Consider the following 21,523-nt stretch of genomic DNA (forward strand, 5'->3'; position numbering starts at 1 on the left):
GATCTATTTTAAGGGGGCGGCAATGAAAAAATCATTTTTTACCAAATCGGACCAGAGAGCAGGAATTGTTATCATTTATTGTTTATCATATTAGGCCTGTTTTCTGAAGGGGGATGCCAGAATGGTGAATCGGGACCAAGAAGTTATGGATCGAGTACACAATGACCGTGGAAATATCAGCACCATCAGTACAGGGCCATTGAATAATGTTTTTGATCTTGAACATTTTGATATGGATGAATCCATGTTAAATGATACGGCAGATGTCTTTAATATTGACTCCGTCGGTCATCATGCTCACGTTCCAGCGGCAAGCGTAACGGTACCCGCTGAGAAAAGCGAGGAATTTGACCTGTTTAAATTACAGGACGAAGAGCCTATGGAAGCCCTGGATCCAACTAAAGAGCCACCAGCAGACTGGGAGCCCGGCCCCGAAGACGTAGCAGAAGTGGACGCTGAGATCCTGGCAGACCCGAAATGGGATGAGCTTGGAGATGGCCTGGGAATTGTGGTGGCCGACCTCGAGAGCAGCCTGGACGATCCTGTGCGCATGTATTTGCGTGAGATCGGCCGTGTTCCCCTGTTGAATGCTGAAGAAGAAGTGCGCCTGGCACAACTGATGGAAAGAGGCAAGCAGGAACGCATTCGCGCTGAGCGCCTCAAAGTAAAGCCCAATCGTAAGTATATCGAAGACGGAGAAGAGGCCCAGCGTCGTTTGACCGAGGCCAACCTACGCCTGGTTGTTAGCGTAGCCAAAAAATACATTGGCCGTGGCATGAACTTGCTGGATTTGATTCAGGAAGGCAACATCGGCCTGATTCGCGCGGTCGAAAAATTCGATTACACCAAAGGCTATAAGTTCAGCACTTATGCCACCTGGTGGATTCGGCAGGCGATCACGCGCGCTATTGCCGACCAGGCTCGTACAATTCGTATTCCGGTACACATGGTAGAAACCATTAACCGCCTGATCCGTATTAGCCGTCGTCTGTTGCAAGATCTCGGACGCGAACCAACCTCGGAAGAGATTGCCGAGCAGATGGAGATCAGTGCAGAGAAGGTACGCGAAATCATCAAAGTCAGCCAGGAACCTGTTAGCCTGGAAACACCGATTGGTGAAGAAGACGACAGCCACCTGGGTGATTTTCTGGAAGACCAGACCGCTCTGGCTCCGGCAGAAGCTGCCAGCCATCAACTGCTCAAAGAGCAAGTTGAAGATGTACTGGACAGCCTGACAGAGCGTGAGCGCAAAGTCTTACAGCTACGTTTTGGTCTAGACGATGGCCGTAGTCGTACACTGGAAGAAGTTGGCAAAGAATTCCATGTCACGCGCGAACGTATTCGCCAGATTGAAGCCAAAGCACTGCGTAAACTGCGTCATCCCAGCCGCAGCCGCAAATTAAAAGATTATCTGGATTAGTATCCGCTAACAATGTGCATAACTCTGCAAAAATGTGGATAACTTATCAACATTTTAAAGTGAGCCGTTAACTAACGGCTCACTTTTCTTATATTTAACCCTCATAAACACACAGCATTAAATGCTTTAAACGTACAAGAAGTACAAATCTAGAGTTTACGGAAAAGTTATCCACACCGACAGAGTGTGGATAACCTGGGAAAGAATGTGGATAACCCTGGCAAATGTGGAAAAGTTATCCACATTTGTTGCTAGAATATTATGCGTAGAGATAGGTGGAAAAGTTACTCACACACTTAATAGTCAGATAAGTCAGCATCTTCTTAAGAGCATGCTGTAAAAAGCATTTGGAAACGCCGCTCACTCGCGGCTAGCTCCGCCGCCAGAGTTCATCACTGGGAGCGAATCTTTTCTCAGAAACAGTGGTGGCTGTTCAGGCGGCTTCGCTCATCCAAATGAATGGCATGTTGTGGAAAAGTTATCCACATATCCCCATGTTATCCACATGCGTGGAAAAAAGCCAGAGAGTAATGGTTTTTTTTCCACCTTTCATGTAATCTAAATGTTAAAATGCCCAGAAACGCATTTATAGCCTCAATAGGAGGTGGTCTTTTATTGGATAGTATAGTAGAGGCAAAAATTAGTGAAGAGGTTTTCTCGTGGCTCTCAGAGGCATTTCTAATTGCTTAAAAATATGCCATTATCGTGATATGCAATTTAATGCTTGTGTAATGGCCTCTATATCGTAAATAAAATATAGTATTATTTTAAATTAATGTAATTGCATTCATGGACTAAATGCTTGAAAACAAAGGGGCTGATCATGTTCGCCCGCAATGCGGAAGGAGCTCGAAATGTTTATTCTGAACTTTCCGCTTTCTAACTGCTTTATTTGTTAAACATCGTGCTCCCAATTCGTCGCCCGCCCCGTAGCGGCGGGCGACAATCGGAGGCGAGCTCCGAACCTATGGGTGTCGGGTTTCGGCGGAGATGCGTACAATTTCTACGAAATCATCTTTGATGCTGGCTCCGCCGATCAGTCCCCCGTCGATATCGGGATGGACCATGAATTCACCGATATTAGCGGAGGTCACACTACCACCGTACAGAATACGAATCGCCTGGGCTGCACTCTCCCCATAGATGCTGGCATAGGTATGGCGAATAAAGTGGATGACATGGCCAGCGCCTACAGCTGTCGCGGCCTTGCCAGTGCCAATAGCCCAGATCGGCTCATAGGCGATGACAATCTGGGAAGCCTGTTCATCGCTTAAGCCAGCCAGACTCTGTTGAATTTGAGCTTTAATAACGGACTGCGTTTCGCCCGAGTCATATTGTTCCGAGTTTTCGCCCAGGCAGACAATCGGGCGCAGACCATAGGCAAGGGCAGCCAGCGTTTTTTTATTAACAAGTTCGTCGCTCTCACAGAAATACATACGGCGCTCCGAATGGCCCAGGATGACCGTTGTACACAGCTCTTTGACCATGCCCGGTGCAATCTCACCAGTAAAAGCACCCTTATCCTCATAATACATATTTTGCGCGCCCAGTTCGACGCCCGAAGTTGGCATAGCTTCTAGCACCTCATGGACAGAAGCCAGCGAGATCGAAGGAGGACAGAGAATACTCATAATAGATGGGTTGTGCTGGATAACTCTCCCCAGTGCGGGAATAATCTCCCTGGCAAAGCTAGAGGCCTGCTGAGGCCCCATATTCATTTTCCAGTTACCCGCGATAATCGCAGTGCGAGAAGTTGCCATATAATGCTCCTTTATCAGCATAGATCGTCAGAGATCCATTTTTTATATGCCATTCAATCGGACGAGCGAAGCTGCCTGACAGGTGAATCCATTTTCTATTATGTGATCAATGACCATGGCAGAGTGAGTGACAGCAAAGCTAGCCGCGAGTGAGCGGCGTTTCCGATTGCTTTTTATAGCATGCCATATGCGTCGAAGGGGCGACCGGCTGGTCGCCCCACTTAGTTTACGCGAATAATCAGCATGGATATCTACAATTGTATCATTTTTGCGCTCAAGCATCTTGCAGAGCGGCCACACCAGGAAGCACACGGCCCTCCATGAATTCAAGCGAAGCACCGCCACCAGTCGAGACATGCGTCATTTTGCTGGCCGCCCCGGCCTGCTCCACTGCAGCCGCCGAATCGCCGCCTCCAATAATGGTCGTCGCACCCTGCTGGGAGCGTTCAACCAGGATCTCGATCACCGCATTCGTACCCTTCGCAAAGGCAGGCATTTCAGCTACTCCCAGGGTACCATTCCATACAATGGTTTGAGACTCAGCCAGAGCCTGGCGGAATGTTTCAATAGTAGCCGGTCCGATATCCAGAATGCGCCATCCCTGTGGCACCTGCTGTGCCGGCACAACCTTATGTTCAGCATCGGCGGCAAAACGATCGGCGATCACCACATCTGGAGGCAGAATAAATTTCTTTCCAAGCTGCTGGGCCTGAGCGATCAACGACTTAGCCTCATCTACTTTAGCCTCCTCAAACAGCGAATCCCCGACCTCAAAGCCCTGAGCCTTCAAAAAGGTATTCGCCATACCACCACCGATCAGGATACTGTCCGCCATAGTAATCAGGCGCTCCAGCACTGCGATCTTATCAGAAACTTTGGCGCCACCAACAATGGCAGCAAACGGACGGCGCGGATTTTCCAGCGCGCTACCCAGGAAATTGATCTCCTTTTCAACCAGGAAGCCAGAGACCCCCGGAAGGTAGTGGGTCACGCCCTCCGTCGAGGCATGCGCGCGATGGGCAGTACCGAAAGCATCATTGACGTAGATATCGCCAAGCGAAGCTAGCTGGCGAGCAAATTCAGGATCGTTCTTCTCCTCTTCCTTGTGGAAGCGCAAATTTTCCAGTAACAGCACCTGCCCGGGCTTCAAAGCCTGGGCTTTTTCTTCGGCCTCCAAACCAATGGCATCGCTGCTCGTGGCAACCGGTTGTTGCAGCAAAGTTGACAGACGGGCGGCCACAGGCGTCAGGCGCATAGTATCGACCACCTGACCCTTAGGGCGGCCCAGATGTGACATCAAAATGACGGAGGCGCCATTATCGAGCAGATATTTGATGGTAGGCAGAGCGGCAACGATGCGCGTATCATCGGTAATATGTTGAGAAGCATCAAGGGGAACATTGAAATCGACACGAACCAGAACGCGCTTTCCGGCCACATCGATATCTCGAACAGTCTTTTTGTTCATCGCTTTGTCCTATGACTGGTCCAGGCTCACACTGATGAGCCTGGCATATAAAATGGCGCAGTTACACCATAACGATATAACATACGCCATCAGAAACTGCGGAACTAGAATCCCTTTGAGGCAATAAAAGCAGCCAGGTCAGCAACGCGGTTAGAATAACCCCACTCATTGTCGTACCAGGCCAGAACTTTAATCATATTGCCACCCAGGATCATTGTAGAAAGACCATCGACAATAGACGAACGAGCATCGCCACGGAAATCAGTTGAGACCAGTGGCTCCTCGGTATAGCCGAGAATACCCTTCAACGAACCAGCGGCAGCCTCTTTGAAAGCATTATTGACAGCTTCCACCGAAGTTTCCTCACGGAGAGTGGCAACAAAATCGACCACCGACACCGTTACGGTTGGCACACGGAGAGACATGCCATCGAAGCGACCTTTCAGCTCAGGAATAACCAGAGCCAGGGCACGAGCGGCACCAGTCGTAGTAGGGATAATGTTGCTACCGGCGGCACGGGCGCGGCGCAGATCTTTATGCACCTGATCAAGGATACGCTGATCATTGGTATAAGAGTGAATGGTATTCATCATACCACGCTCAATACCAAACTTATCATTGAGAACCTTGGCAGCTGGAGCCAGACAGTTCGTCGTGCAGGAAGCATTTGAAATAACATTGTGCTTAGCAGGATCATACACATTCTCATTCACACCAAGAACGACTGTAAGATCCTCGCCTTTAGCAGGGGCAGAGATAATGACCTTTTTCGCGCCACCCTCTAAGTGAGCAGAAGCCTTAGACGCATCAGTAAAGAGGCCGGTAGACTCAATCACAAGCTCAACACCCAGGTCGCCCCAGGGAATCTGTGAAGGGTCTCTTTGAGCAATGACTTTAATGGAATACCCGTTCACAATCAGAGTATCATCAGTTGCTTCAACTTCGCCAGGGAAATGACCGTAAGTGGAATCATATTTTAACAGATGGGCATTAGTATGTGTATCGGTGAGATCGTTAACTGCGACAACCTCTATTTCGCTAGAGTGGTTTTCAAGGATTGCTTTGAGGGACTGACGTCCAATGCGTCCGAAGCCATTGATACCTATACGGGTTGGCATAGCTTTTTCTCCTTAATTATGTGTTGTATCCTTGTTGTGCAATTTGCCCACGAGCAGGTTTGTAACTTGCCCCTGAGTGATCTTCTTCATCTCATGCTATTGTCTTACCCATAGTTTGCCGTCAACGCGCTACGGTTGCATCTCTGAAACACGCTCACGTATCACGAAAAGGTCACGCTTCGTTTATGTAGAAACTATCTACCTGCCAAACTATGTAGAGATAAAGGTTTTTGCATTTCGGCATTGAAATACTGTAATGATGGTTTATCGACACATTTCCATTTCACCTGGGGGATCCACCCAAATTGGATGTCGTTACCTTCATTTCCTTATGTGTAAGGTTATCACTTGCAAACGAAACTGGCAATATGTCTAAGTGGAGAGTTTAATAGGCAAGAAGAATAGTAGTGTTTCCGTCGTTGTGTGTAAAGTAACTATAGAGGAATAATGAGAGACAGGCTTACGCTCGTATAGTTATAAAAAACATTTTTAAACCTTTAATATGTGTACATCAGCGGACACAAGCTCTCAAAATTGTGTTGATGGTAAGGAACCGGGAGATCTTTGTTTGACAACATATAAAGCGAGCGGACACCAGGCTGATTATCATTAAAGTCATATTTCTGTATAGAAATAGACCTGATGCTGCTAATTGCAACGGGAAAACCCCTTATCTATGGCTAGCTAAAGATAAGGGATTTTCCTGATTGTGTGTACAGACAAGAGACTTTGCGAAAGCCGTTACAGTAATTTTACGAGCGGCGTTTACAGGGTTATGTATTAAAGATTACCAGGAATGATAGGGATGACACCGATCGAGAAGCGAATATACTCGTCATCATAGCCAAAACCTGATCCAGGAACTCCAGCAATACCAGTCTTTTCAAAGAGTGCGAAGGCATCTATTCCTTCATTGAGCTTGCTCCAATTATAGACCGTCGCATCATCATCTATGTAAATCTGCTGGAAAAGCTGAAACTTTTCGTTAATCTCTTCTAGCTGTGCGATTAATTGTGTACGTCGCAAACGATAGAAGCGGCGCAGCTTTTCGCCCAGCCATGGGCGAGTTTGCAAGAGGCGATAATAGGCCATAAAGCGCAACTGCCATTCACCTGGCAAAGCGGCCAGTCCATTGCTCCAACTGACAGCGATACCGGCCGCGACATTAGGATCGCCGCAGGTAACCCAGCCAAAACGTTCGCCGGTCAGCGTATGGGTTTTAGAAAAACTACTAACAAAGATCGTATGCTGCAGTACCTCTGGCTTGATAAAAGTGGCCATGCGCGCCTGATCCTCTTCAGGCTTACCTGTACCAATATACGCTAGATCAGCCAGCATCAGGACCTCTCTACCCTTGGCACGATAATTGCTTAGTACCGCGTGTAACTCTTCTAACTCGGTTGGTGAATACGCGAACGCAGTAGGATTATTTGTAATTGTCAGATAAAGCACACGGATATCAGGATTATCGGCAAGAATCTGGTCCAGCTGAGGGCCAGTCAGTTTAAAGCGATGTTCAGCGGAAGTTTTAAAGCGATGAATATGATAGCCATAACTAAGGGCCTGCCATTCAGGTACACCAAAGCCAGGTTCAGGAAACAAGATGCCCACCTGTTCTACCTGCTGGGTACGATAGATATGGGCCACGCCACGCAAAACATTATCGATACCATCCATTGCGCCCAGGCTAAGGTGAACATTCTGATGAGTAACCTGGATGCCCCAGCGTCCCATCTCTTGAGCCAGCCAATCACGCAAGACCGGATTACCGATACCATAGATATCGTAGACGCGAGGATCAAATCCCTGACTGAGCAAGAGACGTTCGCACTCAAGCATCTGCTCCCGCAGCCAATAATAAGTCTCACCGGTGGCCGTATAATGATACAATTGCTCCCCGGGCAAAGCAATTCCTAACTCATCGGCAAGGATGCGATAATCGTATGGACCGCCAGCTTCTCCCTCGCATTCTACAGCCTGGCGTAAATCGATATCCCCAATCGTGCGATTAACCACCTCGGCACGAATGATGTGATCTGCTATATTATGCTGGTGGCAAGCCTGTTCTAGCTCAGCAACAATACGAGCCATAACGCGAATAGGTCCCGCACCTTCTTGAATATGCGGACGGTGGCGCTCTATAATCTCGCTCCGTAACTGGCGTAGAAGCGTACGCTGCTCATCGTCCGACAAATTGGATGGTGTTGAAGAATCCGAAGAATCTAAAAAAGAGGTATATTGGCTCACGGACGGTGGTACTCCTTTCATATGTGCAGCCTTGCACTCCACATAGTGCAAACATCTCACGTGAAGGTTGCCAATCGACACTGACCGGCTTGACGCTACTAGTGTAACACCTATACCGGGCCGCGAAAAGATCTATTTTGCAGACGAGCTACCGATGACACCAGGCAAGTGGTATAACTGTAGACGATATGTATAGAGTAACTAACTCAGGAGCTGGAAACAAAAAAATATTGTAAGGAGTGCAGATGTTATTTCAGAATAAAACCGTGGTCATTACGGGAGCGGGTCGCAGCATCGGAAAGCGCCTGGCGCTAGGATTCGCAGAGCAGGGGGGCACTATACTGGTGCATTACTCTCATTCGAAGCAAGGTGCCGAAGAAGTAGTCCGGCAGATTGAAGAAATGGGCGGAAAAGCTTTTCTGTGCCAGGCGGATTTACGCCAGCCAGCGGAGGTCGCCCAGCTAGTACAAAACGCCCAGCAATTACTGGGCCCCATTGATGTCTGGATCAATAATGCCGGCGCCAGCGCCAACAGTTCAGAAACCAGAGGCATGAGCGAGATAGAAATATTTGAGCGCATGGTTGGGGTCGACATCATGGGAACCTGGCGCTGTTGTCGGGAAGCACAGCCATATATGCGCGAAGGCGGCTCCATTATTACAACGGGCTGGGATCGCGCGCTGGATGGGGCCCCCGGTTTGCCCAATCAAATGTACGCGATTAGCAAAGGCGCTATCATGTCTTTGACGCGCTGCCTGGCTGCTGAATTCGCTCCCCATGTACGGGTCAATTGTATCGCACCTGGACGTATTGAGAACGAATGGTCGCAGACGCTGCCCGAGGCAACGCGCCAGCAGGCGGTGCAGGACATTCCAATGAAGCGTTGGGGAACGCCCGACGATATCCTACAAACGGCACTCTTTCTGGCCTCGCCGGCCTCCTCATTTATAACCGGCCAGGTTCTGTTGGTTAACGGAGGAGAAATTATGCGCTAGCGCGATAGAGGTTCCGATGATAGTGTAGCCAGGGCTGCCCTAAGAGACGCTTAGAGTGTTGTTCACCGATACCTTCACTTGTAACAGGCTGGAAAATAAGAAACGTTTTATGTAGCGTGGGTGGTAAAATTCTGATGCAGGTAGCCGGACTTGATAAAAAACCTACGAACCAGAAGCACCAGCTTATCGGATGAAGGGATATATGTAGCCTGGAAATCCTTCATTTATAAAGTAGGCTTAGCAAAGAGAAGAGTTCACTGGAGACGGGAGATCGCCGGTTTAGGTTCCTCTCTGATCGTAGATGTTGGCATAGTCTATACGTATTCGGTGCAAGCTGAAAGTATCGTTTACGCCTTTCAAACCAGCACTGGCAATCTGCTCTGGTCTACACACGTCGCGCCATATATGTTTCATGCGGGCATGCAAATCAACGAATTGGTAGCGATGACGCTGGTGGATGGTATCTTGTATGTGCTATCCAGTATGGGCGACATCTATGCTCTGGATAAAACCAGCGGTGCTATTTTATGGAGATGCGATACACTGCCTTTAAACGAAAACCACCTGGGTACTATCGACCTCACGATTGCACGCGATATCCTGTACTATACTAACCAGAATCAACTTTTTGCCGTCGACATCCAGCGTTGCCAGCAACACTGGATGACTACTATTCCCGCGCCACAAATCTTTTTTGCCCACACACTATCCAACACGATGCTATTTGCTACAGCTGATCTGGATCCTGAGGGTAGCTATATCTATGCTTTCGCAACTGAGACCGGTAAGCGGCTCTGGCAGTCGGAATTGCTGCCGGATGCTATCTTTGAAGCGCCAATGCATGCGGGAGATCTGATCATTTGCTATGGGGGAACCACTATTTACGCGCTGAATGCTTGCGATGGAAAGATACGCTGGGAGCATTTTGTTGGCCATACCAGCGGGCTTCGTCCATGTATCGAAAACGGCCAACTCTATCTCTGCTCAGGCAGTGGTTACCAGCAAGATATATGGACCGAGCAGCGGTTGGGTCGAGCAAGGGGTGCCCTGTTATCTTTAAACTGTGCGCATGGTTCTTTAGCCTGGTATCGTAATTTGGCCATCGCTCCATCGATGTTTCACGTGAAACGCGGCAACATATATGTGAATCGAGCGGATGCGAATCACCTCTACGTATTCAATGCCCACGATGGCACGACCCTCTGGCAATTAGATCTCGCGTTGGACACAGCACGCATGGATATCCAACCGCCAGAAGGTTTCGGTTCTACCTTGATCGTGATTCCTGATGAAGGAAAATAGCCTGTGCAAGGTGACGTAGCTTCACCGTTTTCTAGCGCGGTTTCATAAAATTGAAGCTAGTGCTGTTTAAGGAAATGCTCCAGTTTGAGCAGGGCCTCTGGCATATTTTTGCGTCCAAGGCCAATGCGAAAATTATTGCCGGGATGATCATAGACTGTTCCGGGTAGGAGCATGACGCCTTCCTGTTGTACTAACTGCTGGGCAAACTCGGCGATGGGCTGGCTGGTACGAAGACGAGGAAAGGCGATACTACCAGCCTGTGGAGGTTGCCAGGAAAAGATACCCGACCACTGGCTAAAGAAACGATCCAGCAGGAGCTGGTTCGACTGGATGATATCCAGGCTGCGAGCAATGATCTGGGAGTGAGCGCGCAAAGCGATCAGGGCCAGGATCTCGCTGGGAGCACTATTGCAGATCGATAGATAATCTTTAAAGGCTGCCACACGTTGCAGGAGAGCCGTATCTCGCGTTGCCAGCCAGCCAATGCGCAATCCGGCCAGTGCAAAAGATTTCGACATTACGCCCAGAGAGATGGCTTTGTCTGAGAGATCGGCAGCGCCGGGCAAGCTTTGTTCGAGTTGGTATTCAAGGAAACGATACGATTCATCCGAAAACAGATAGGCATTAGCCTCGTGCGCAATAGCCATCACCTCATCAAGCGTCTGCCGATCCAGATGCGCGCCGGTAGGATTATGAGGAAAATTGATTACAATGAGACGAGTGTTGGGACGCAGCGCTTTGTGTAGAGCATCCGGATCCAGTTTCCATCCCTGCTCTTCTTGTAGTTCCAGCAGCGTGACATTGGCCCCAACAGCCTGGGCTATACTATAGAGGGATTGATAACCAGGCCAGGTCACAATCGCATGATCATTTCTCTGCAGCAGCACATTGGTCAGCGCAAAAATTGCTTCCTCGCCACCAGAAAAAGTCAAAACATTTTCAGCTGGTACCTGTTGATAGAGACGAGCAATTTGCTGTCGCAACAATGGATGACCAGCGCTTTCAGTATATCCTAACGACAAATTTTGCCACAGCTCGCGACACTCGGGATCTGCCAGCGCCAGCAACTCATCCATCTGATAGCCATCGACATCAGAACTGGACAGCATATAAGGAGCGACAAATTCCCACTGAGCGAAATAGCGCTCTAATTTAAAATCAGGAATGTGCATTATTCTTAATACCCTCATTCTTCTTTTAGCCAGATACGCAATGGCCCGAGCGTCGTAAAACCAACGCGTGTTGCCAGCGCAAGACTATCACCCTGTTCATATCCAACAATAGGCAGTCCAGGATAGCAGATAGCGATCATATTGAGCAAGCCTTCCCAATATTTTTCTGCACCCTGTTCTGGTGTAAAAATATTGGAGATGCCAACGACGCCCGTCGTCCTATTACCAATCGCACCGGCCACAATCTGATCATCGTTGTAAGCCGCCACAATGCAAACGTCCGTGTCATGCAAAAGAGGAGCCAGAAAAATATGATTATGAGATAGCTCCGTTTGAGACCATGTCTCCTCCCAGCAGAGAAGATCATTCTCCTCAACGATTTTTTTCCACTGGAGTGTAGCAGGCCCCTGGCGAGGAATGGCTGCTGATGCAGGCCGCAAAATCCACTGCGCTTCAAAGAGCAAACGAAATCCGAAAGGTACGAGATCCAGGTCCGCAAAGCTATCCTTCACGGAGATGGCGTAATCCTTCTTCTCGGTGAGAAATGCTGCTAGAGGATCCAGGTCAAGATTGAGATTTGTGGCTGGCGAAAGTGTTACCAGGTTGGGATAGTAGGTGGGTGCTTGCTGTTTAGTTATCCAGAAGTCCTCGTAAAAATCTCCCGGAACATTGTGTGAGCGGCAGACAATATCACACCAGATGGCATTGTTGTTTACCGCTAACTGGAGATAATTTGTATTCATTATGTTTCTTAGCTCTATCCTTTATAAGTTATCGCTGGTAACTATATTAACATTTCTTTCAACGATTATGCCGATACATAACGTTTCACGTGAAACGTCTCATTCTATTGTGGGCGATTGGCCATAGGATATTGAGATGCAATGTTTCACGTGAAACGTCCGACTTACTTATTTCCGATTGGTATAAGGGTGGTTTCTATTTCCATTTTGCTCACATGAATAGAGGCATTGAGAGAATTTATCTTATTTGATTGGAAAGAAAACATGGACGACAAAGAGCTGGAGAGTTGGTTTGAAGCCAACAAAGTGCTCCTTGAAACGGCTTATCTCGCTGGAACGCATCCCTGGCAGCAATCTGGTGTCGGGCTGCGTACTCCGCGCAGCGTTGATTATTGGGAAACGTTGCGCAGACCCATTGCCGACTGTATTACCAGTTCTAGCATCTTTCTGGATGTTGGATGCGCCAACGGCTATTTACTGGAGTGTATCCTACGCTGGACACACGAACGCGGCTTGCTGATTGATCCCTATGGACTTGATTTTTCTGAGAAACTGGTCGCGCTGGCGCAAGCGCGGCTACCACAGTATGCTGACCATATCTTTCTGGGCAATGCCTGGGAATGGTCTCCTCCCAGAAAATTTGATTTTGTTAACACCCTCCTTGACTATGTACCCGATGAATTGCAGGAAGCTTTTGTCCATCGACTGTTGGAGCGTTATGTGCAGCCTGGAGGACGCCTGCTGGTTGCGGAATATCGCGGCGGGCACACAGGTGTCCCTGAGAAAAGAATCGATGAGAAGATTGGGCAATGGGACCTGCCAATAGAGATGGTCAGATCGAGCCATTTTGAGCAGGAGCCGATGTGCCAGACACATATTGCGGTTATCAGGAGAACGACGTAATCAGGGACGTCATGCCTCAAATTCTCTGGTTGATGATCAATATAGAATTTTGAGACATAACGTTTCACGTGAAACATTTGGCTCTATTGTTAGAAGTTCTGGCTCAATATTTTTAGTGAGGCCGTGAAGTAGGCTTGAAACGGCGTGCAGTGCCGCCGTTCTATCAGTATAAGCACAAAAGAAGCGATTTGTAGATTCAGCCTTCCGCGGCCGATTTTCGCATAGCATCCTTAGCAAAACGTTTCACGTGAAACGTCCAAGGCCAATGTTTGAGCCAAATGGAAGTGGGAATGTACCATTTTTTGTAGGCCACTCGCCTCCGTTCGTATAATGATGGCATGTTAAGCGTTTATAGACAATAATTATAGCAAGGAGAGCTTCATGAAAATTGACCGATTCTACCTGGAAATCGCTCTGGAAGAGGCAGAGCAAGCCGCTCGGGAAGGAACCTATCCTATTGGTGCGCTGATTGTCGGTCCAGATGGGACCATCCTCAGTAGAGGACATAACCGAGTCTATAGCGCTGGTGATTATACCGCTCACGCGGAAGTAGATGCGCTTCGGCATGCGGGAGGAACGCTTATGGGACCGTCCTTTCGAGGGCAATGTACGTTGTACACAACGTTGGAGCCATGTTTAATGTGCACTGGCGCTCTTCTTTTGGCGAATATTGCCCGCGTGGTCTGGGCTGCAAATGATCCCGATTATGGTGCGCTGCACACCCTGTATCATGGCGGGGTTTATCCAGCATTATTGGCTCCTCTTCAGATGACCGCAACACCCGAGCCCGACATTGCCAATCGCGTCGATGAACTCATGCAGCAGTGGATCGTTGACCCCAAATTACAGAAAGCACGTTGGACAAAGGTAAGCGCATAGGCCCAACGTTTTCACACTCCTTTGAGGAGAGGTTACGGTATTTCAGATACATAACGTTTCACGTGAAACATTCGATCCAGCTATTAGCGCTTGCCCATGCAAATTCAGGAAAGTTTTTGTTCAATAAAGGAGGAAATCTGCTAGAATATGGGGGAGCATGGCAGCAATAGAGATGAAAGGGATGTAGCATTGAGCAGTATACACATACCATACACGACTGGTTCTACCACATCGGTGGATGGCACGACGATCGGGTATCGGCAGGTCGGTGGCGGTCCTGGTGTTCTTATTTTGCCTGCTGGGACGCAGGCTTCACAACACTGTATGCGGTTGGCGGCGGCGCTCGCGAACGACTTTACTGTGTATGTGATAGATCGGCGAGGGCGTGGACTCAGTGGACCTCATGGCGACCGCTATAGTATGGCGAGAGAATGTGAGGATGTCGATACTCTTCTGGCCAAAACGGGCGCGCACTTTGTGTTTGGTCATAGCTCCAGCGCGCTGGTCGCTTTGCAGGCAGCATTGACCCTGCCAGCCGTGCATAAGATAGCCATATATGAGCCGCCGCTCTCTACGAACGGCTCGATCTCTACTGCATGGATACCCCGGTTTGATCGCGAGATCGCTGAAGGAAAACCGGCTGCCGCAATGATTACTTTTCTTAAAGCGGATCACCTTACCCATTTGCCGCGCTGGCTGCTACTTCCACTTTTGAACTGGTATCTTAAGAAAGAAAAAAAGACGCTTTTACCTGATGACGTTTCTTTGGAAGCACTCATTCCTACGCAGCGTTTTGATGGGCTGCTGGTGAAAGAGATGGATGGAAGGCTAGAAACCTTCGCTCATCTGAATAAAGATGTTCTTTTATTAGGTGGGGCGAAAAGTCCGACGTTTTTGCGTGATATCCTTGATTCTCTCACTCATACATTGCCACATGCCAGGTGGATCGAGTATTCAGAATTCGACCATAGCGCACCAAATCAAGGTCGGCCCGGCCAGGCAGGGCCGGAACGCATAGCTCAAGACCTGAAAACATTCTTTTGCCAATCCTGATCCTGATTGCGATGATGAGCATGACGGGGCATCATTATGATAGAGCCACCCATCGGGCGCGAAGCCCGAACCTATGAGAGGGACGTTTTCGTGGGACGAGGAGAAATCGGGCGCGAGGCCCGAACCTATGAGAGGTTTGATGTTTCACGTGAAACGTTTTGATTGAAGCTGATTGCAGGTTAGCTCTGTTTAGCAGAAGATATGTACTGTTCCTATAAATTTTTATAGCGATGTTTCCACTTGCTGTATGTTAGCGAATTTGTTACACTGTGGTGAGGCGTTAAGATGAATAGCATATGTAGGATGGAAAGAGGTATGTATATGCGAGCCGTTGATGATAGCAGGCCCAAATATGCTGCCATTATGCGCGTATTAATGAGTTGGAAGCAACTGCCAGAGAGCGACGTTTCACGTATGCTACATAATTATTTCCTCACAACTGACGATTTTCGCGAGATGGAAGATCAAGGATATATTACCATGGCTTTTAGTGGTGATGAATATTTGATTGTTCCCACCTTGCTAGGCCGTCTCTGGCTAGAGCAATATGAAACGGGAGAATCGAGCAATGGCATATGATCATGATGATGAAGTAGTACCTTACACAACCATAGGCACGGACGAGGCGAAAAGCCTGATTGACTCAGGGGTGCGTATCGTAGATGTGCGCATGCCCGATGAATGGAACTATGGACACATCGCCGAGGCGACGCTAGTTCCAATTCAGGGCATTTATTCTTTTGGGAAAGCGCTGCAGGAACAGAATTTGCCACTGGATCAAGAAGTCATTTTTGTGTGTGCTGCAGGTCAGCGCAGTGCGATGGCTTCAGAAATCGCCTCATTATTAGGCTTCAAAAAAGTCTATAATCTGGCGCGTGGCATGAATGGCTGGGCCAATCGCGGCTATCCAATGGAGCGCTAAGCGCACCGATACAGGATTTGACGTAGTGCTAAATCACATCGGTTATATCAAGGAGAAATGGTTACTGCATTGCTGGTCTCCTCACTGGAGGAGGCCGTTTTCTTGTTTCTTGAAAATATGGCCGTAATGGTGCATAGTTACATTTAAGCAACCAGTGTATTTTGAGAGGAGAAACAAATATGCCCTTATTAGAAGGTAAAAAGGCTCTTATTTTTGGTGTTGCCAATCATCGTTCTATTGCCTGGGCGATCGCACAGGCCCTGGCACGTGAAGGTGCTCAACTCGTATTAACATATCAAGAGCGCATGGAAAAGTATGTTCGTGACCTGGCCGCCAAGATTCCGGGCACCGAGGTTATCCCCTGTGATGTGCAGAGCGATACCGACCTGGACAGCGCTTTTGCCAAAGCTGGAGAATTACTAAATGGTCGCCTTGATATTCTGGTCCATTGCGTGGCTTTTGCCCCAGCCAATGAATTAGAGAATCCTTTCTTGCAGACCACTCGCGAAGGTTTCCATACCGCGTTAGATATCAGCGCCTATTCGCTGGTAGCGATGGCCAGGCGTGCCGAGCCTTTGATGAAAGAACACGGCGGGAGCGTGCTGGCTCTGACCTATATGGCCAGTGAGCGCGTGATGCCAAAGTACAACGTCATGGCCGTCGCCAAAGCTGCGCTGGAATGCAGTGTCCGCTACCTGGCTTATGAAATGGGTGAGCACAACATTCGCGTGAACGCCATCTCGGCTGGCCCATTAAACACACTGGCCGCCCGTGGCGTTTCTGGCCTCACCGGTTTCCGTGAGCAGGTGGCTCATGTCGCACCTCTGCGCCGCAACATCGAGCAGAGCGAAGTTGGCGACACGGCCCTCTTCTTGAGCAGCGACCTGGCTCGTGCCATCACCGGCGAGATCATGTTTGTTGATGCCGGCTACAACATCATGGGCGCATAAGCGCAAAAAATGCTGGTGGGTATCCATTATGGATACCCACTTTTTTATGCTTTAGATAGATGACAGATTATAAAAGATATCCACTAACCCAACGTTGTCTAGAGCGTTGTTCATAACGATTGAACCTTATCTGTCGAGCGAGCAAGCGGATAGCCACAATGAGTGAACCAACCGAGCGCATCCGCGGAAGTAATGCAGTCCAGTGCAGTTGCAATGGCCTCTTGGAGTGCTTCCCTACTGCGCGCACCTGCCCGCCGCAACAACGTCTTGAGCTTGGAGAAGGCCTCTTCGATGGGCGAAAAGTCCGGCGAGTAGGCAGGCAGAAACAGGAGACGACAGCCGCGAGCTTCAATGGCTTGCTTGACACGCGGTCCCAGATGAATCGAGAGATTATCCAGGATCACGATTTGCCCGGGACGCAAGCTGGGGGCAAGAAGCTGCTCGACGTAGACCGTAAACGCGGCGCTATCAGCAGCTCCATCCAGTACCAGTGCTGGCCCCATGCCGCTGGGCGACAGCGAGGCGATCGTGGTTATGATGGCCCCATAATTGCGAGGCACCTTGCCGACCGCCCGCGCTCCTCTTGGAGCGTAGGCATACAAAGGAGTCATGGCGATGTGGGCGCCGGTCTCGTCGACAAAGACCAGGTCCTGGCTCGGCAGGTGAGCGGATTGCTTGCGCCAAGCGGCGCGTTCAGCTTCCTTCTGCTCGCTTGCTCTCAGTGTCTTTTTTTTTCGCGTCCATCCCAACGCCATTCTGGCTCGACTGATGCTGGCTGGGCTGACTTTGGTGCCGTGGGAAGCTTCCCACATCTGGCAATGCTGTTCTCGGGTCGCATCGGGATGGGCTCTCAACTGCTCGAGCAGACCAGCCTGCAATGCAGCTCCTTTGACGCTCGGACGCCCAGGGATCGATTTGGGCAAGACATGGCCGCTCTCTCGTTGTTGTCTGAGATATCGCTTGATGGTAGCTGTGGAAATGGCAAACGTTTCGGCGACTTCGGCTTGGCTCTTCCCTTGCTCGATCGCTCGCAGCACACGTTGCCGCAAATCTTGGGAGTACGCTTTCATGCTTCCAGTTTATCATAGATCAACCCTTATGAACAGTGCTCTAGCGGTAGTTTGTTGACAGTGGGCCAAGAGTGATAAAATGCGGGGAGAGGAGGCATGTGAGATGACAAAACGACGAGCTATCCCGACGGCGCCCGAGCCACTGGAAACCTACGCCAGACACTTTGATGAGCTGTTTGGAAAGAGCAACCAGCGGGAAGGGTTTCGGCAGTATCTGGAAGGCTTGCTGTTGCCCTCGGAGCGCAACAAGACGCTGACCGGGTTGGTGAACACCGAGCCACTGGTCGGAGCGCAGTTGCCGCGTGCCCAAAAGTTGCAATGGTTTCTCTCCGAAGCGGATTGGGATGCGCGCCAGGTGCAGGGGGTGCGGCTCAAGCTGCTGCGCGAAGATCCCGCAACAGCGCCCAATGCGCAGGGAGTGTTGGTCATCGATGAGACTGGTGATCGGAAGGACGGTGACAAAACGGCACATGTGGCGCGTCAGTATCTGGGAAATAGAGGCAAGATCGAGAATGGGGTCGTTTCCGTGACCAGCCTGTGGGCCGACGAACGAGTCTATTACCCGTTGGAGGTGGAGCCATACACGCCGGAGGGTTGCTTTGCCAAAGGCAAGAACGATCCGGTGTTTCGCACCAAGCTGAAGATCGCCTTCGAACAGGTAAAGCAAGCCACGCAGGAGGGCATTCTTTTTCGTGCGGTGGTGGCGGACAACTTCTACGGGGAGGATCGCGGCTTGAAACGCGGGCTGCGCGAGTTGAATGTGCCGTATGTCATGGCGCTTAAACCCTCCCATGCGTGGTACCATCCTGAGGAGGTGGCAGGGACGCTGCAGGACGTGGCGCAGGAGGCCGGTTGGGTAAGCCCTGAGCAACCGGGGAAGTGGGTGCGCATCGTCAGACGCTTTCGCGATGGGAGTACGCAGGAGTGGTGGGCTGTGGAGATTGTCTCTGGACCTTATGGCCCTGACAAGAAAGAGCGTGCCATTGTGGCGAGCACCGATCCCAAGACGCTCCCCGACCTCTCCACCTGGTACCTGGTCACCAATCTGCCCGCCCCAACTGAACGCCCGGGAAGGGAGATGCCGTTCTCGCCCGCCAGCCTGGAAGAGGTGCTCCGCCTGTATGGGCTGCGCATGTGGGTCGAGCAAAGCTACAAACACGTCAAACACGCCCTCGGCTGGTCTCAGTACCAGGTGCGCAGCGATCAAGCCATCCAACGACATTGGCAACTGGTGTGCTGTGCCTTCTCGTTCTGCTGGTATCACGCCAGCCACCCCTGCGTTCCCAGCCCGGCAGACCAGCTGCTCACGCCAGCGGAGCCGGATCTCTCCTCTGAGAGGGATGTTCCTCCAGAGCGAGGGCAAATGGGGAAAAAAAATCAGCAAGCGCACAAGCATGAGGCCGCAGGTGTCCTGGCCTATGGCACTGCGAGCGGTACGGGCATGGTTGGAACCCTGGATCATGTTGCGGCGTTACTGGAACGGCTGGTCGTCACTGCCCCCTCCTCCTGCTCTCCAGAGCCTTCTTCGTCAACTTGAACAGGGTCAGGCTATCGCTCTCTACAACTCTTCCTGACCCTTGTCAACAAAGTACCGCTAGTGCTCTGTTCCTCAAGTCGTGATAGAATCAGAAAGGGGGCGATCAAGGAAAGGAACAAAGAGATGGCAAAAATCTTGCGAGCGCGAGCGGCTCATGATGAGAAGGAAGAGCGATGGGTCCGCAAAATGGCCGCGAGTCGGCATGGTCCAGCCGACTGGATTTTTCATGCGAAGATCGTGGCCCGCAGTTGGGATAGTGCGCGGGTAGAGACAATCGCCAAGGAGTTGGACTGTAGCCCACAGACCGTTCGCCGGAGACTGCACCGCTTCGATGCAGAAGGAATTGAAGGGTTGGGGGATCGCCCCAAAGCTGGCCGCCCCCGCCGCTTGACGACGGAAGACGACAGTCGGATCCTTGCCCTGGCTCGGTCTACCCCACCTGGTAAATTGGAGCGACTTTCTGATGGCAGCCTAGACGTGCGCGATGAGCAGGGGGCGGCTCAGTGGAGTCTGGATGCCCTGGCGCAAGCAGCCAAAGAGGCAGGAATCCAGGTCAAACGCAGCCAGATCCGCCGTATTTGCCGGCGTGAAGGGGTACGCTGGCGCCGTACCCATAGTTGGGGGAGCAGTGATGACAAAAACTTTGTCCCAAAAGGATAGCAGTCGTCAGCCACTACATGGCGCCCCCCGACGGCTCGACGACCATCTGTACCGATGAATTAGGGCCCGTTCTGCCCCGGAGCTTTCCCCCAGCGCCAGGATGGTCAGCGGATGGGCACCGGATAAAAGCACCTCTGGAGTACAGTCGAGGGCTTGAGAAGACCTGGATCTATGGAGCCTTACGCGTGCGCGATGGCAAGGAACTGACCCGGTGTGCCGCTTCGCGCAATTCCAAAGGCTACATTGCTCTGCTGAACGATATCGAGGTTGACAATCCGAAAGGAGATCTGTTCGTGATCACGGATAACCTGACCAGTCACCTGAGCGCCGAAACCAATGCTTGGCTCGCAGAACATCCCCGCATCCACCAGATCTTCATTCCCAAAAGAGCTTGCTGGCTCAATCTGCAAGAGGGCTGGTGGAGGCTCTTTCGCCGTGATGCGCTGGCTGGACAGAGTTTTGCCAATCCGACCGAGATCGACCAGGCCAGGAGCGTGGCTACGGCACAACTGAATGCTCGTGCCAAGCCCTGGGTCTGGGGGCGGCCACCCAAGTCGCCTCGACATCGTCGCTGTCTCTTTTGTTACAGGATTTAAGGAACACAGCACTAGGTAAAAGAGAAAGTTGAGCGTCACAGTTATGGATACTTACCAGCAAGTCATTGAAACCCTGCGCCAGTCATACAATCGCGAGAAGGCAGAACAGCGCAATCAAATGGTGAAAGAACCATGGAAAGTCACAGAGCGCCAGCACTTCCTTGATCTTCTACATCAAGAAGGTAAGAACACATTGTTAGAAATTGGGGCAGGTACTGGTGTTGACAGCCTCTTTTTTCAAGAGCAGGGTCTGCAGGTCGTCTGCACAGATCTTTCCCCAGATATGGTTGACCTTTGTCACGAGAAAGATCTGGATGCCCACGTGATGGACTTCCTGGGGCTGAATTTTCCAGAGAAGCCTTTTGATGCTATCTATGCTCTGAATTGTTTGCTCCATGTTCCAACCGCAGAACTGCCAGCGGTCCTGCAAAAGTTGCGCGACCTGCTACGTCCTGGTGGGCTTTTTTTCCTGGGAGTCTATGGTGGCTTTGAGGAAGAAGGCATACATAAGGATGACCAGCATCAACCTCCACGTTTCTTCTCTCATCATACCGACGATTTTATGCGCCAGGCGACCGCTCCATATTTTGACCTGGTATCTTTTAAAGCCATTCCAATGCAGGGCCAGTACTGGCATTTTCAGTCCATGATATTGCGCACCAGAGCATAAACCTTTTACTAGAAGAGCACCCTGGTGGAGAAATCGGTTCTCCACCAGGGTGCTCTTC

General features: G+C 50.4%; 20 protein-coding genes. 13 read left to right on the plus strand and 7 right to left on the minus strand.

What is annotated here, in order from left to right; all coding sequences use genetic code 11:
• The first annotated feature begins 121 nt into the window (after nt 1-121).
• Nucleotides 122-1,420, plus strand: coding sequence for an RNA polymerase sigma factor RpoD (rpoD, locus tag JMI88_RS17165; protein WP_201363159.1), 1,299 nt, complete (start codon nt 122-124; stop codon nt 1,418-1,420).
• A 965-nt stretch (nt 1,421-2,385) separates the two neighbouring features.
• Here the strand turns inward: rpoD and tpiA are convergent.
• From tpiA to JMI88_RS17185, 4 genes are all read right to left on the minus strand, one after another.
• The gene (gene tpiA, locus JMI88_RS17170; protein ID WP_201363160.1) at nt 2,386-3,180 is read right to left on the minus strand and encodes a triose-phosphate isomerase; all 795 of its coding nucleotides are present in this window, start codon (nt 3,178-3,180) and stop codon (nt 2,386-2,388) included.
• 274 nt (nt 3,181-3,454) lie between these two features.
• Nucleotides 3,455-4,648 (minus strand): phosphoglycerate kinase, encoded by a 1,194-nt coding sequence (locus JMI88_RS17175; protein ID WP_201363161.1) that lies wholly within the window; start codon nt 4,646-4,648, stop codon nt 3,455-3,457.
• Between the two features lie 104 nt (nt 4,649-4,752).
• On the minus strand, nt 4,753-5,766 hold the full coding sequence (gap, locus tag JMI88_RS17180) for a type I glyceraldehyde-3-phosphate dehydrogenase (RefSeq protein ID WP_201363162.1): 1,014 nt from the start codon (nt 5,764-5,766) through the stop codon (nt 4,753-4,755).
• Between the two features lie 780 nt (nt 5,767-6,546).
• Nucleotides 6,547-8,013: a pyridoxal phosphate-dependent aminotransferase gene (locus JMI88_RS17185; protein ID WP_201363163.1), complete on the minus strand. Its 1,467-nt coding sequence runs from the start codon at nt 8,011-8,013 to the stop codon at nt 6,547-6,549.
• Nucleotides 8,014-8,258: 245 nt separating this feature from the next.
• Between JMI88_RS17185 and JMI88_RS17190 the strand changes: the two genes are divergently transcribed.
• Nucleotides 8,259-9,008, plus strand: coding sequence for an SDR family NAD(P)-dependent oxidoreductase (locus JMI88_RS17190; protein WP_201363164.1), 750 nt, complete (start codon nt 8,259-8,261; stop codon nt 9,006-9,008).
• A 150-nt stretch (nt 9,009-9,158) separates the two neighbouring features.
• A complete protein-coding gene (locus JMI88_RS17195) occupies nt 9,159-10,310 on the plus strand; it encodes an outer membrane protein assembly factor BamB family protein (RefSeq protein ID WP_201363165.1) in 1,152 nt (383 codons plus the stop codon).
• 56 nt (nt 10,311-10,366) lie between these two features.
• On the opposite strand, the gene JMI88_RS17200 is transcribed toward JMI88_RS17195, so the two are convergent.
• The gene (locus JMI88_RS17200) at nt 10,367-11,482 is read right to left on the minus strand and encodes an aminotransferase class I/II-fold pyridoxal phosphate-dependent enzyme (protein ID WP_201363166.1); all 1,116 of its coding nucleotides are present in this window, start codon (nt 11,480-11,482) and stop codon (nt 10,367-10,369) included.
• A 14-nt stretch (nt 11,483-11,496) separates the two neighbouring features.
• The gene (locus JMI88_RS17205; protein ID WP_201363167.1) at nt 11,497-12,225 is read right to left on the minus strand and encodes a hypothetical protein; all 729 of its coding nucleotides are present in this window, start codon (nt 12,223-12,225) and stop codon (nt 11,497-11,499) included.
• Nucleotides 12,226-12,489: 264 nt separating this feature from the next.
• Here JMI88_RS17205 and JMI88_RS17210 point away from each other — a divergent pair, with 264 nt between their 5' ends.
• The 6 genes from JMI88_RS17210 (at nt 12,490) to JMI88_RS17235 (ending at nt 16,932) form a co-directional block, all read left to right on the plus strand.
• Nucleotides 12,490-13,128 (plus strand): class I SAM-dependent methyltransferase, encoded by a 639-nt coding sequence (locus tag JMI88_RS17210; RefSeq protein ID WP_201363168.1) that lies wholly within the window; start codon nt 12,490-12,492, stop codon nt 13,126-13,128.
• Between the two features lie 381 nt (nt 13,129-13,509).
• Nucleotides 13,510-14,007: a nucleoside deaminase gene (locus tag JMI88_RS17215; protein WP_201363169.1), complete on the plus strand. Its 498-nt coding sequence runs from the start codon at nt 13,510-13,512 to the stop codon at nt 14,005-14,007.
• A 189-nt stretch (nt 14,008-14,196) separates the two neighbouring features.
• The gene (locus JMI88_RS17220; RefSeq protein WP_201363170.1) at nt 14,197-15,060 is read left to right on the plus strand and encodes an alpha/beta fold hydrolase; all 864 of its coding nucleotides are present in this window, start codon (nt 14,197-14,199) and stop codon (nt 15,058-15,060) included.
• A 321-nt stretch (nt 15,061-15,381) separates the two neighbouring features.
• On the plus strand, nt 15,382-15,639 hold the full coding sequence (locus tag JMI88_RS17225; protein ID WP_201363171.1) for a hypothetical protein: 258 nt from the start codon (nt 15,382-15,384) through the stop codon (nt 15,637-15,639).
• On the plus strand, nt 15,629-15,982 hold the full coding sequence (locus tag JMI88_RS17230) for a rhodanese-like domain-containing protein (RefSeq protein ID WP_201363172.1): 354 nt from the start codon (nt 15,629-15,631) through the stop codon (nt 15,980-15,982). Before JMI88_RS17225 ends, JMI88_RS17230 begins: the two co-directional genes overlap by 11 nt.
• Nucleotides 15,983-16,161: 179 nt before the next feature.
• Nucleotides 16,162-16,932, plus strand: coding sequence for an enoyl-ACP reductase FabI (locus JMI88_RS17235; protein ID WP_201363173.1), 771 nt, complete (start codon nt 16,162-16,164; stop codon nt 16,930-16,932).
• A gap of 110 nt (nt 16,933-17,042) precedes the next feature.
• On the opposite strand, the gene JMI88_RS17240 is transcribed toward JMI88_RS17235, so the two are convergent.
• Nucleotides 17,043-18,002 (minus strand): IS630 family transposase, encoded by a 960-nt coding sequence (locus JMI88_RS17240; RefSeq protein ID WP_201363174.1) that lies wholly within the window; start codon nt 18,000-18,002, stop codon nt 17,043-17,045.
• A gap of 103 nt (nt 18,003-18,105) precedes the next feature.
• Between JMI88_RS17240 and JMI88_RS17245 the strand changes: the two genes are divergently transcribed.
• From JMI88_RS17245 to JMI88_RS17260, 4 genes are all read left to right on the plus strand, one after another.
• The gene (locus JMI88_RS17245) at nt 18,106-19,539 is read left to right on the plus strand and encodes an IS701 family transposase (RefSeq protein ID WP_201362887.1); all 1,434 of its coding nucleotides are present in this window, start codon (nt 18,106-18,108) and stop codon (nt 19,537-19,539) included.
• A 123-nt stretch (nt 19,540-19,662) separates the two neighbouring features.
• Nucleotides 19,663-20,199, plus strand: a complete 537-nt coding sequence (locus JMI88_RS17250; protein WP_236022944.1) for a helix-turn-helix domain-containing protein — start codon at nt 19,663-19,665, stop codon at nt 20,197-20,199.
• Between the two features lie 17 nt (nt 20,200-20,216).
• A complete protein-coding gene (locus JMI88_RS17255) occupies nt 20,217-20,795 on the plus strand; it encodes a transposase (protein ID WP_201363175.1) in 579 nt (192 codons plus the stop codon).
• Between the two features lie 43 nt (nt 20,796-20,838).
• Nucleotides 20,839-21,465 (plus strand): class I SAM-dependent methyltransferase, encoded by a 627-nt coding sequence (locus tag JMI88_RS17260; protein ID WP_201363311.1) that lies wholly within the window; start codon nt 20,839-20,841, stop codon nt 21,463-21,465.
• Nucleotides 21,466-21,523 lie beyond the last annotated feature (58 nt).

The sequence above is a fragment of the Dictyobacter formicarum genome (genome assembly GCF_016587435.1).